The sequence below is a fragment of the Lutibacter sp. genome (genome assembly GCF_030692605.1).
In the GTDB taxonomy this organism is placed as follows: Bacteria; Bacteroidota; Bacteroidia; order Flavobacteriales; family Flavobacteriaceae; genus Lutibacter.
Genome location: NZ_JAUYUD010000049.1, coordinates 29,076 through 42,925 on the forward strand (window position 1 = coordinate 29,076; position 13,850 = coordinate 42,925).

A 13,850-nucleotide genomic window follows, 5' to 3' on the forward strand; every position below is an offset into this window, starting at 1 on the left:
ATCAGTTTGAGAGGTATTTTATAAGTATCATTGTTTAAATATAATATAAGGAATTTAGAAATAATTTTGGATCAAATATGATAACTGAGTTATATATTAATTAAGAGTAAATTTAAATTTCGGAAACGTTATGTAAGATATTTAAAAAGATCAATCCGAAATAAGAAGCTAAATATTTAATGTTTTAGAGTTGTGTATTTAAAATGCATAAAACTTTACACTAATAAATAAAATATGATTACTAAACCAATTGATATCTCAATATTTATGCCTGTTTTTAATGGCAGAAGATATTTAGAAGAGTCAATAAAATCAGTTTTGAATCAAACATTTAAAAATTTTGAATTGGTATGTGTTGATGATTCTTCTACTGATGATAGTTTTAAAATAATAAAAGAAATTGCAGATAAAGATGCTAGAATTAGGTTGTATCAGAAACCCAATGGAGGCACCGTTCCAAAATCTTGGAATTTTGTATTACCAAAGCTTAATGGGAGAAATATAACTTATATGTCCCAAGATGATTTAATGTCAGAAGATAATTTGGAAAAGATGCTTCAAAGACAAATAGAAACAGATGCTGATTGTGTGCTTCCAGATATGGTGTTTTATAGTGAAGGTAAACCAAACAATTTAGGAAGATTTGGTGTGAATGGAAACAGAGTACTTATTTTATCAAATAAAGAGGCAGTACTTTTAAGTTTAAAATGGAGAATACATGGATTTGCTCTTTGGAAGTCAAAACTTTTTGAGAATGAAAAATTCCCGGAAGATAGTTTTGACAGTGATGAATATATGGTTAGAAAACTTTTTCTTAAAAGTAATAAGATTGCATTTTGCAAAAGCACATTTTATTATAGACAGGATAATGAGCAAGCAATCACCAAGTCATTTGGTTTTAAAAATTATTTCAGCATCTTAAGAGATTATAAAATAAACAGACTTTTGCTTGAAAATAATTTTGATGCTGTAATAGTAGCTTCAAAAGTATTAGAAATGTATATTTTTTATATAAAGCTTTATAGATTTCATTTACATAGAAAGGGAATATATTCAGAAATAGCTTATAAAGAAATTCATTCAATGCTGGGTACATTGTTTATAAAATTAAACAAAGAGAAGCTTATTTCTTTTGCAAAACAAAAACTAAATGCACAACAACTTAAGATAAATTCAATGCGTGTTTTGTTTTATAATTATACTATTTTTAAAATTATTTTATTTAATATATATTTTGTTGATATGATAAAAAATAAAGTAAAAAAAATTAAAAATGTAATTCTTAATCCATATAATCAATAACAATATAACATGGGAACAAAAGGTAAGAATATAAAAAAGTATTTAAAAAAAAATGTCCCTAATGTAGTAATTGAAAAATATTGGCAATTTAGGAAATATGTGGCAATCTCAAACTTTGTGAAATCTTATCAAGGTGATAAAGTATATTGTCCCATTTGTAAATCAAAATACACAATTTTTGGACCTGTAGGAATTCCAGAAAGAGAAAATGCAAGATGTTTTAAATGTAACTCGTTAGAACGTCATAGATTGGTCTATTTATTTTTAGAAAATAACACAGACATATTTACAGAAAAACAGCTAAAGCTACTTCATTTTGCACCAGAAAAAGCATTTTATAATGTTTTTTCAGAAAGAACTAACATAGATTATTATCCTTGTGATTTAGTTCCAGAGAGATTTAAATTTTCACAAAATGTTATCATTCAGAAAGTCGACATAACAAATATTCCATTTGATAATGATAGTTTTGATTTTATAATTTGTAATCATGTTTTGGAACATGTAATTGATGATATAAGAGCGATGAAACAACTTTATAAAGTCTTAAAAAAAGGAGGGGTGGCTATTTTACAAGTACCTATTGATTACAATTTAGAATTTACATATGAAGATCTAACTATTACAACTCCAAAAGAAAGAGAAAATGCTTTTGGGCAATTTGATCATGTAAGAACGTATGGGAAGGATTATGTTAAAAGATTGATTAACGTTGGATTTGGTGTTGAAGAAGTTGACTATACAAAAGAATTCACGGATGAAGAGATCAATAAATTTGGTTTTGAGAATGGCGAAAAAATTTATTTATGTAAGAAATAAATTAGATGCTTATTTTATTGCATATTTTTACGTGGAACATATAATTATCATTTAAAGTGTTGTTTAATTATATAATATATTTATAAAAAAGTTAAATCAAACGAATTGCACATTTTTTTTTATGAAGATAAAAAATAGAAAATGAAAGATTGATATTTGCAATAAATTAAAAAGAGCAATAACGTATAAAATAATGAAAAATAAAATAGTAAGTCTATATAATATTTTACCAAAGAAATTAATTCATAGAATTGGCAAGGCCAAAAGTTTAAAATTCCTTAGGGATGCTATTTTAAGAAAAAAGGGTATTTATAAAGAAGCTGAAGTGGAAATTAATAGAAGTTATTTGAATTATTGGGTGCGTTTTATTTTTTTTGCTTCTATTAAAACTGCTGCAAAAGCCTATAAAGGTGGAATTGAAAATACTATATTAAGAAATTCGATTACATTAATAAACAGAAATAATCAAGTGAATGATGATTGTACAGTGATAGATATTGGTTCAAATTTTGGATATTTAAGTTTAGTTTGGTCAAATTCTATTTGTAAAAACAATGGGCTTGTACTTTCTTTTGAATCTAATAGTAATGTTTTCAAAACTTTCAATAAATCAATAGAAGCAAATGATTTAAAGAATATTATAATAAATGAAAATTTTGCAATAGGATCGGAAAATAAAAAAATTCAATTATTTATTAATAATACGACTTCAAACACTCAAAAAACAAATATTTCAAAAGAAAGTGTTGAAATAGAGATGCGAACGATTGATAGTTATTTAGAAAGTAAATTGATAAATCGTTGTGATTTAATAAAAATCGATGTTGATGGTTTAGAATTTGAAATTTTAAATGGATGTATAGATACAATAATTAAATTCAAACCTATTTTTATTGTTGAAGCAAATAATGATAATCGTATAATTAATTTTTTTATAACTAGAAATTATAAAATTCTAAATATGAATTTAGATGAATATAGTACTAATACCGAAATGCCATCAAATATTTTCTGCATCCCAAATTAAGAAACAAAGTCAATGCTATTTAGATTTTTAAAATATATTCAGCCAACTAATTATTTTATATTGTTTAAATATGATAATAGTAGTTGTTTTCCCATGTTTGGGGAATTTCCCGAAAATAGTATCGTTCAATTTCAGCGTGACGAAGGTTATAGTTGTAAAAAGGCAAAGGAGTATGATATGTCTTGGCAAGCAATCCAATATGGCTACATTGGAGATTTGCAAACCATTGCTAATGTTGAGAAATTACCTTTACAGGATGAGTATCGATTTGTAAGGAAGTACTTTAATCCAATCTGGGCTAGTTATTGTTTATTGATACGGATTTTAAGTTTTAAAAATCCAATAACAGAATTTAGAGCCTTTTTGAAATCCAGCAATGTAAAAAGAAAAAAAGCCTTATATGGTCTATTTGAAGATAAGGAATGGCTTACTTTTGAGTCGGAACTACTTAAAAGTTTACCTAAAATATCAGTAATTATACCCACATTAAATAGGTATGAATTTCTAAAAAAAGTATTACAAGATTTTGAACTTCAAGATTATACTAATTTTGAAATTATTATAGTAGATCAATCTGATAATTTTAATGCAGATTTTTATAAACAATTTAAGTTGGATATTCAACTGATTCGACAAGAGGAGAAGGCCCTGTGGTTGGCAAGAAATACAGCTATAAAGCATGCAACAGGAAGCATTATTGCCTTGTCTGAGGATGATGTGCGAATTTCACATGATTGGTTAACAGAACATATAAAGTGTTTGGATTTTTTTAAAGCCGATATTTCTGCAGGTGTTTTTTATCCTGAAGGGAAATGTATTCCGAAAGAGCGCTCCTATTTTGCAATAGCCAAACAGTTCGCAACGGGTAATGCCGTGTTATACAAGGATGTTTTTAAGAAAGTTGGATTATTTGACCGGCAATTTGAAAAAGGAAGAATGGGAGATGGCGCGTTTGGTTTACGATGTTATTTAGCAGGCCTTAAAAGCATTTCTAATCCGTATGCTAGTTGTATTGATGTAAAAGCCAATACTGGTGGTTTAAGAGAATTAGGTAGTTGGGATGCGTATAGAACAACAAATTGGTTAAAACCAAGGCCTATTCCAAGTGTTTTATATTATTACAGGATGTATTTTGGAACTAAATTAACAATTTTAGAATTATTGAAATCTGTACCACCTTCAATGATCCCTTATCAATTCAAAAGAAATAAAAAAATGGTATTTTTGGGTGTTGGTATTTCAATACTTATATTTCCACTAATTATATTTCAAGTAATAAGGTCTTGGAAATTGGCAAGTGTAAAATTAAATCAAGGCCCCATCATTGATGAACTCTAAAAAAATATTGATTGTAACCTCTGAATTTCCACCACAACCTGGGGGCATTGGAAACCATGCGTTTAATTTAGCAACTCAGTTACAACTCCATGGGTATGAGGTTGGAGTTTTAACGGATGAACGTTCAAAAGATGGATTCATAGAAAAACAATTTGATTTAACGCTTCCATTTAAGGTATATAGAACTAAAAGGTTTCGCATTAGTTTATGTACCTATTTAATGCGTATCCTAGTTTATAATCGCATCATAAAAAATTATTCAAAAGTAATTGCTTCGGGTAAATTCCCATTATGGTTAGTTGGTTTCTATCCTTTAAAAAATAAAAAAATAAAACTGGCAATTATTCATGGGAGTGAAGTGAATTTAACAGGAGTTTATAGGAAAATAACGAATAAAGCATTGCGATATTTTGATACTGTGGTAGCCGTTTCAAATTTCACAAAAGCGTTGGTGGCTTTTTTAGATTTAAAAAATATTCATGTAATACCCAATGGATTTGAAGTGAACAATGAAACTAAAGAATTCCATTCAATGCCAATTATAAAAAAAAATGACCCAACATTAATTACAGTTGGGAATGTGAGTGAGCGAAAAGGGCAATTAAATGTGATAAAAGCCTTACCTCAACTCTCTATAATATATTCAGATATTCATTATCACATTGTTGGTATTCCTTCAGAACAGGAAGCCTTTGAACACAAAGCATTGAGTTTAGGTGTATTGAAAAACATTACGTTTCATGGAATAGTTACGGAGCAAAAAAAGTATGAGTTGTTGCAAAAAAGTGATCTATTCATTATGTTAAGTAATAGCACTTCTACTGGTGATGTAGAGGGGTTTGGTATTGCAATTTTAGAAGCAAATGCATTGGGATTGCCTGCCATAGGATCACGAAATTGTGGTATTGAAGATGCCATTTTGCATGAAAATTCTGGACTTCTTGTTACTGCAGAAAATAGTGAAGAATTTTGTAAAGCAGTACAACTGATTTGGAATGATTTATCTAATTATAAAAACAATGCAATGAAATGGTCCAATCAATTTAAATGGGAAAAGATTATTCACCAATATTTAAAGCTAATTAATTATTGAAATTAGTACATTTAAATAAAACAAAATAAATTAAACAGTTGGATACAAGTAATATCGATAGCTAGCATGGTAAATTATTTATAGAAACAGATGAAATTATTAGTTATTTCACATACAGCGCATTATATAAAAAGTGATGGAATTGTGGTAGGTTGGGGCCCCACCATCAAAGAAATAAATGCACTTACAACTATTTTTGATGAGATAATTCACGTAGCACCCTTACATGCTGAACCTGCTCCCAATAGTGCTATTGCTTATGAAACAGGTGTTATTTACAAACCTTTAAAACCGTCGGGAGGTTCCTTTCTAAAGAAACTAACCATACTATTAAGAGCACCTTTTAATTTATGGCAAATTTATACGTATAGTAAAAATGTTGATTTCATCCAATTCAGAGCACCTACCGGAATGGGACTGTATGTTTTACCTTATTTAAAATTTTGCAATCGTAAGCAATATTGGATAAAATATGCTGGAAATTGGGTTGCAACTAATTTATCTTTGGGAAATAAATTTCAAAAATGGTGGCTTCAACATATAATTTCTTCAAAAATTAAAGTGACAGTAAACGGACAATGGCCTCATGAAAAGCAACATATTTTGGCTTTTGAAAATCCTTGTTTAAGTGAACAGGAACGAATTGAAGGATTGAAGGTGATAGAAAAAAAACAATTAGGTAATAACTACCAGTATTGTTTTGTTGGAAGTTTAACAGAAAATAAGGGGATTCAGTATTTGGTAAAAGCATTTTTGAGTTTAGATCATACAACTATTGGAGGGATGCACATTGTTGGAGATGGACAACTAAAAGAACAATTAGAGTTAGAAGCAAAGCAACTAAAAATTCCTGTTCATTTTTATGGATATTTGACCAAGGATGAAATTATTAAAATTTATATAAAATGTCATTTTATCATGTTGCCTTCGCAAAGTGAGGGATTTCCAAAAGTAATTGGAGAAGCCATGAATTATGGTTGTGTTCCAATTGTGTCGGAAGTTTCTTGCATCAATCAATATATTAGAAATGAGTATAACGGATTTTTAATCAACCCAATTACAGCTGAAAACATTAAACTAATTATAGCAGAAAGTTTAGAAATGTCAAACGATACGTTTCAATCATACATCAATATAAATTATAAAATTGCTAAAAAATTTACCTATGCCTATTATCTTGAAAGGATTAAAAGAGAAATACTTAATTAAATGATAAGACTGTTTTACGAGATAGACTTCTTGAAAAGTTAATATAAATGGTAACATTTCAATTATAATAGCAGTATTATCGTTATTTTTATAGTAGTAAGCTCGCTATACGCTGTGTAATGTTGTAGTTTGAGGAATAAGAAATTGGTAGATATGGTGCAAGTACTATCAATTTTAGTAAATTTGAATTTAAAACAACATCTAAAACAAGTCATATACCTTGCAGTTGTATAAAACAAAAAATAATAACCTACTATTAGCCTTATTTCACCTATTTTTAGGTGCATTGCTACTTACTGGACTTTTTATGAAAGTAATTTCGGCAGCCATTTTAATAGTTGGAATCGTTGTTATTATTAAATCTAAAAACCAACATAATGAAGCGATATTATGGAGTGCCTATGTAGTTGGAGCAGAAGTGTTTTTCAGAATGTCGAAAGGCTTGTATTTTTATGAGTTACCCAAATATTCGGTACTGCTATTTTTAATTATAGGTTTAGTAATTGAAAAAAAGAATCATCACATTTCAGTGAGTTATTTGTTTTATATTTTATTGTTATTAATTGGAATTTCATTTGTTAACCTCCCTTATGAAGAGTCAGTTCGAACGGCGATTGCATTTAATTTGAGTGGTCCTGTGTTGCTAGGAGTTTCTGCCATTTATTTTTATAAACGGAAAATACCGATTTCCACCATGCTCTCCATACTCTTTTTTATGGCATTGCCTATCATTTCAATGGTGAGTTTGTTGTATTTTAAAACGCCCAGTATTAGTGATATTGAATTTGGTGGGGTTTCGAATAGAACTGCTTCCGGTGGATATGGTCCAAACCAAGTTGCAACCATATTAGGGGTTGGTGCATTTATTTTTATGGTCTATCTTGTTTTTAAAAGACGGATTTTCTCTTGGATGATCGTTGATGTACTTATAATGGGCTACTTGATTTTTAGAGGTTTGGTAACATTTTCTCGAGGAGGTATGATCACAGCACTGATTGCTGGGTTGGCATTCTTGTTTTTTTATTTTATGTCACAAGAAAATAAAATTCAAAACTTTTTAAAATTTACAGGATTGGCACTGGTTTTTGGAATAATTATGTTTATTTCTGCAACAAATGCAACAGATGGGATGTTGGTAAACCGGTACACCAATAAAAATGCATTAGGGGTAGAAAAACAAGATGCAACGGCAGGGAGATTAACGATTATTGGGAGTGAGTTTAAATCCTTTTTAGAAAATCCTTTTTTTGGAATAGGCATTGGTGGCGGTAAGTTTTACAGAATGGATGAAATAAATGTAGAAGTAGCCTCTCATAATGAATTGAGTAGGCTTTTAGGGGAACATGGGATGCTTGGCCTTATTGCGTTACTTATTTTAATAAGCATTCCAATAAAACATATTCTTGGGCAACCATATTTAGCAAGGGCTTTTTTAAGTGCTTTTTTTGTTTTCTGGTTTTTAACCATCAATCATTCGGCGATGCGTGTTGCATTTCCAGCATTTATTTACGGATTAAGTTTAGTTATAATAACAAATGATGAAGAAGAAGAAGATTCTGTACATAGGTACTAATTTAAGTTCAAAAAGTAAGTATACCTCTAGTATGGCAACGTTGAGCGAAATGTTACACCTTGAAGGCTATGAAATAACTAAATCGTCGTCAAAACCAAATAAGTATCTCAGGTTTTTAGCCATGTTATGGTCTGTTTTTAAAATGAGAAATAGTATTGATTATGTATTAATTGATACATTTAGCACTTCCAATTTTTATTATGCCGTTGCTACATCTCAATTGGCTAGACTTTGTTCGCTAAAATACATTCCAATTTTACGTGGTGGAAATTTGCCGTATCGATTAGCTGCTTTTCCAAAATTATCAGCATTGCTATTCCAACATTCTTATAAAAATATTGCTCCTTCTAAATATATGCAATATGCCTTTAAAGAAAGGGGTTTTGAATCAGATTATATTCCGAATAGCATACCCATTGAAAAGTATGATTTTAAATTAAGAGATGAAGTAAAACCAAAAATTTTATGGGTGAGGGCTTTTGATCAAACATACAATCCAGTATTGGCAATTAAAGTGTTGTCACTACTTAAAAATACTTTTGAAGCTATTGAATTATGTATGGTGGGCCCCGATAAAGATGGTTCTTTAAGTGAAGCTAAATTAATGGCTCAACAATTAAATGTATTAAATAGTGTTTCATTTACAGGTGTTTTACCAAATGATCAATGGCATTTACTTTCAAAAAAATATGATATTTTTATAAACACCACCAATGTAGATAATATGCCTGTGAGTATTTTAGAGGCAATGGCTTTGGGTTTTCCAATTGTTTCTACCAATGCAGGAGGATTGCCATATCTTATTGAAGACGGCATAGATGGAATTTTAGTTCCTGTAAATGATGAACGTGCGATGGCAAATGCCATAAAAGACCTTATACATAATCCTGAAAAAGCAACATTTCTTTCAGGAAATGCGCGGAAGAAAGCAACAGAATTTGATATGAATCATGTGAAAAGGCAATGGCTTGATTTACTGAAATAAGAAATAAAAATGTTAACCCAAATTTACACCAACAGTCCTGTTTTTTTTCAAAATATCCTTATTACCTTATATGGGTATTACTGGAGAAATAGAAGGTTTGGTGGTTTTTTTGGTAAAAAGTTAATTGAGTTTAAAGAAAGAGAAAATTTTACGGCAGTAGAATGGACCAATTATCAGACTACAGCGCTTCGAAAATTATTGGTACATGCTTTTACAACAGTCCCTTTTTATAAAGCACTTTATAAAAAGCACGGTTTTACAATACATGATTTTGAAACTTTTGAGTTAGAAGATTTACAAAAACTTCCTTTTTTAGAAAAAGAGGATTTACGAAAATTTGGAACTTCAACTTTGCTTTCACTAAAAAGGAAAAAGGGAACTTTTTATAGCAGTAGTGGAAGTACAGGTACTCCAACAGAACTGTATTTTAGCAGAGAATTTCATCAAACGTGGAGTGCCTTATATGAAGCAAGAGTCAGGAATTGGGCAGACGTTACGTATAAAATGCCAAGAGCCACGATAGGAGGAAGGCGTGTGGTACCAAAAGCTAATTCAAATCCGCCCTATTATCGTTTTAACAGGGCAGAATCGCAAACTTATTTTTCTGCTTATCATATTTCAGAAGTGAATGTTGAGGATTATGTGTTGGGATTGATTACTTCTAATGCTACCTATTTAGTGGGTTATGCAACCAGTATTTACCTGTTGGCGCTTTGTATTGAAAAAAAACAGTTAAAAGCTCCTCCATTAATGGCAGTATTAACCTCGAGTGAAAAATTGACTGAGGCAATGAGAATTAGTATTGAACGTGTATTTAATTGTAAGGCATTTGATGGGTATAGTGGGGTAGAAGCTTGTGGATTAATATCAGAAAATAAATTCGGAGAATTATTATTTAGCCCCGACTCTGGGATTATGGAAGTATTGAATGATGATAATATACCAGTAAACTGTGGAGAATCAGGAAATGTAATTGCCACTGGTTTATTGAATTTCGATCAGCCTTTAATTAGATACAGAATAGGTGATAAAGTAACTTTAGCAGTCGACCAACCTAAAACAGGAGACAACCAAATGCTTAAAATATTGGAAATTGAAGGTAGAGAGGAGGATGTAATTAGAGGAATTAATGGTAGCCAAATGGTTCGTTTTCACGGTGTTTTTGTTGGGATTCCAGATTTACTCATGAGTCAAGTTATTCAACATACCTTGCAATATATTGAGATAAAATTGGTTATAAATGCTAACTATAAACACATTTCAGAAAAAATAATGGCAGATAGAATTAAAAGTCAATTAGGTGAAATGGAAATAAAATTTACCTATGTGGAATCCATTGAAAAAACAAAGAACGGCAAATACAAAGCGGTAATCTCTCATTTAAAACATGAATAAAAAAATAATTTGGGTTTTAAATCAAACGGCAGGAAAGCCCGATTCAGGTTGGGGAGAACGCCATTATTTTTTTTCAAAATATTGGATTCAAAAAGGCTATGAGGTGAAAATAATTTCTGGATCCTACAATCATTTATTTTTAAATCAACCAAAGATTTCAAAGAAAACATTTACTGTTGAAAATGTTGAAGATGGAATTTCATTTTGTTGGGTAAAAATTCCTATGTACGATGGTGCGAGTATTTTTAAATTATGGAGTATGCTTGTTTTTGCATTTAAGTTATTTTTTCTCAGCAGTAAATTAATAGGAAAGCCAAGTGTTATTATTGTTTCTTCGATGCCGATATTTCAAATTTTACCTGGTATTTTTTTGAAATGGAAGTATAAGACCTCTAAACTGATTTTTGAGATTCGTGATTTGTGGCCGTTAACACCAATCCATCTATCTGGATATTCGAAGTTTCATCCTATAATTTTGGGGATGTCTTGGTTAGAAAAAATAGGCTATAGAAAGGCAGATTCCATTGTTTCATTGTTACCTAATGCTTTTAATTATATTGATAAAATATCTGGAGACACCTCTAAATCTCATTGGATTTCTAATGGAATTGACGCATCGTTATTAGTTAAAGAAGAAATCTCAAAAGAAATTGTGGCACAAATACCAACTGATAAATTTATTATAGGATACTCAGGGACTATGGGAATGGCCAATGCGTTGGAATACTTAATTGAAGCCTCTATTTTATTAAAAAACAATCAAAATATTCATTTTGTATTTGTTGGTGATGGTTATTTAAAAAAACAATTTCTACAAGCAACAAAACACAATAACAACATTACATTTATTGATAAAATATCTAAAAACCAAGTTCAACAGGTGTTGCAATTATTTAATTGTTGTTTTATTGGTAGAAATAATACACCACTATTTGATTATGGTGTATCCTCGAATAAATATTTTGATTATATGTTAGCGGGTAAGCCTATTTTAGAATCGTCTAATCGAATAAAGAGTCCGGCTGAGCTTGCAGATTGTAGTATTCAGGTTAAGCCAGAGAATCCTAAAGCTATTGTTGAAGGTATTTTTGAGCTACTTAAAATGAATAGCAAGGAGTTGCAAGAATTAGGGGAAAGAGGTTATACTTATGTTAAAAAATACCATAACTTTGAATATTTAAGTACTAATTATTTAAAATTATTTTAAATGCCCCAGTCCTATTTCCATTTTTCTATATCAGAACGCAAATTATATTTGCGAGTATTGGATAGTGCCTTAATGTTACTTGGGTTATTTTTAAGTGCTTATTTTTTTAAATTTGATTACTTCGATTTTCAAAATTCACAGAGTTTTATATGGGGATTTTTATTAATTTTTTATTTTTTATTTTTCGGAGAAATTTTTGAGTTGTACAATCTAAAAGTTGCTAGTGATAAATATTTGACATTTCGAAGTGCAGTAATGACTCTTTTTTTTACGGTTTTATTTTATGTGTTTACACCGTTTTTTTCACCGATACTTCCACAAAATAGGTTGCAAATTTTAATTTTTATTGGTGCTTTAATCATTCCATTAATTTTAAATAGATGGATTTATATTCAATTTATTTATGCTCCTCGATTTTTAAAAAATATTTTGGTAATTGTGGAAGCTGACCATCTATTGGGGGTTATACAAAGCATTCAAAATAAGGAGGCAAATAAAATTGTTGTTGTTGTTTCAGATAAAGAGGTTAAATTAAATCATAGTTATAGGTTTATTAAAAGTAACCAAGTAGACTTGAAACATGCGATTAATAAAAATTATGTAAATGAAATAATTGTTGCTTCTTCCAATCCAAATTTTATTTCCAAAGAAATTAATAATCAGTTGATTGAATTGTTTAAAAAGGGAGTGGTTATTAAATCATTAGATTCTTTTATTGAAGAGGAAACTAATAAAATTTCAGAAGGAAAATTAACAGCTGATTTTTATAACTATTTTTCATTTAGTAAAAGCCATCAGAACAACTTATACTTAACTTTTGGGAGATTAAGCGATATCTTGTTTTCATTAATTGGCGTTATATTTTTTATGGTATTTATTCCTATAGTTTTTATAGGAAATTTTATCGCTAATAAAGGACCTTTATTTTATACCCAAATGAGGGTGGGTAGCAAAGGAGAGCTATTTAGGATCGTGAAATTTAGATCTATGATTGTGAACGCTGAAAAAAATGGAGTGGTTTGGGCAAAAAAAAATGATACTAGAATTACAACCTTTGGTAGGTTATTACGAAAATCTAGGTTGGATGAAGTGCCACAATTTATCAATGTTTTAAAAGGAGATATGAGTTTAATAGGCCCTCGACCAGAACGTCCAGAATATGTAGCACGTTTAGAAAAAGAGTTGCCTTTTTATGGCATTAGACATGTAGTAAAACCAGGTTTAACAGGTTGGGCACAAGTGATGCATCCTTATGCAGCAACAATGGAAGATCAAAAAATAAAATTGATGTACGACTTGTATTATATAAAAGAACGAAATATGTTGCTCGATTTAAAAATAATAATTAAAACAATTAGTACCATACTATTTTTTAGAGGCACCTAATTTATCCGTTTGTCACACTAGCTTGTCGAAGTGTATATTTTATATTGACACTAATTTTAAAAATAAATTTAATTTTTACTCCATTCAATTAATTGCACCCAACAGGTAATCATTATGTTTTTTGATTTTTCGTCACTGATAATTTTACTTTTTCAGTAAAATGTGGCAAACTCTTGATTTATTGGTGAGATTACTTCGTCGTACACTCCTCGTAATGACGGTTATAATGTCATTGCGAATAATAAAGCAATCTGATTATTCTTGAACGTTATTGCGAACACAGTGAAGCAATCTGTTAATTAAAGAAGCAGATTACTTCGTCGCATACTCTTCGTAATGACGGTTATAATGTTATTGCGAATAATAAAGCAATCTGATTATTCTTGAACGTCATTGCGAACACAGTGAAGCAATCTGTTAATTAAAGAAGCAGATTACTTCGTCGCGTACTCCTCGTAATGACGGTTATAATGTCATTGCGAATAATAAAGCAATCTGATTATTCTTGAACGTCAT

11 protein-coding genes are annotated in these 13,850 nt (G+C 29.8%); all 11 read left to right on the forward strand.

From position 1 onward, the window contains the following. The first annotated feature begins 234 nt into the window (after positions 1-234). Positions 235-1,302, forward strand: coding sequence for a glycosyltransferase family 2 protein (locus Q8S45_RS04465; RefSeq protein WP_305601612.1), 1,068 nt, complete (start codon positions 235-237; stop codon positions 1,300-1,302). 9 nt (positions 1,303-1,311) lie between these two features. Then, on the forward strand, positions 1,312-2,121 hold the full coding sequence (locus Q8S45_RS04470) for a bifunctional 2-polyprenyl-6-hydroxyphenol methylase/3-demethylubiquinol 3-O-methyltransferase UbiG (RefSeq protein ID WP_305601614.1): 810 nt from the start codon (positions 1,312-1,314) through the stop codon (positions 2,119-2,121). A gap of 193 nt (positions 2,122-2,314) precedes the next feature. After that, positions 2,315-3,148, forward strand: coding sequence for an FkbM family methyltransferase (locus Q8S45_RS04475; protein WP_305601616.1), 834 nt, complete (start codon positions 2,315-2,317; stop codon positions 3,146-3,148). A gap of 12 nt (positions 3,149-3,160) precedes the next feature. Next, complete coding sequence (locus tag Q8S45_RS04480) at positions 3,161-4,486, forward strand: glycosyltransferase family 2 protein (protein WP_305601618.1); 1,326 nt, start codon at positions 3,161-3,163, stop codon at positions 4,484-4,486. Further along, complete coding sequence (locus Q8S45_RS04485) at positions 4,476-5,579, forward strand: glycosyltransferase family 4 protein (protein WP_305601620.1); 1,104 nt, start codon at positions 4,476-4,478, stop codon at positions 5,577-5,579. Before Q8S45_RS04480 ends, Q8S45_RS04485 begins: the two co-directional genes overlap by 11 nt. 90 nt (positions 5,580-5,669) lie before the next feature. After that, a complete protein-coding gene (locus Q8S45_RS04490; protein WP_305601622.1) occupies positions 5,670-6,788 on the forward strand; it encodes a glycosyltransferase in 1,119 nt (372 codons plus the stop codon). Positions 6,789-7,095: 307 nt separating this feature from the next. Continuing rightward, positions 7,096-8,361, forward strand: a complete 1,266-nt coding sequence (locus tag Q8S45_RS04495) for an O-antigen ligase family protein (protein ID WP_305601624.1) — start codon at positions 7,096-7,098, stop codon at positions 8,359-8,361. Next, on the forward strand, positions 8,327-9,346 hold the full coding sequence (locus tag Q8S45_RS04500; protein ID WP_305601626.1) for a glycosyltransferase family 4 protein: 1,020 nt from the start codon (positions 8,327-8,329) through the stop codon (positions 9,344-9,346). Before Q8S45_RS04495 ends, Q8S45_RS04500 begins: the two co-directional genes overlap by 35 nt. 9 nt (positions 9,347-9,355) lie before the next feature. After that, positions 9,356-10,741, forward strand: coding sequence for a phenylacetate--CoA ligase family protein (locus tag Q8S45_RS04505; RefSeq protein ID WP_305601628.1), 1,386 nt, complete (start codon positions 9,356-9,358; stop codon positions 10,739-10,741). Next, the gene (locus Q8S45_RS04510; protein WP_305601630.1) at positions 10,734-11,948 is read left to right on the forward strand and encodes a glycosyltransferase family 4 protein; all 1,215 of its coding nucleotides are present in this window, start codon (positions 10,734-10,736) and stop codon (positions 11,946-11,948) included. The genes Q8S45_RS04505 and Q8S45_RS04510 overlap by 8 nt, the downstream gene beginning before the upstream one ends. Next, positions 11,949-13,334, forward strand: coding sequence for an exopolysaccharide biosynthesis polyprenyl glycosylphosphotransferase (locus tag Q8S45_RS04515; protein ID WP_305601632.1), 1,386 nt, complete (start codon positions 11,949-11,951; stop codon positions 13,332-13,334). Positions 13,335-13,850: the final 516 nt, after the last annotated feature.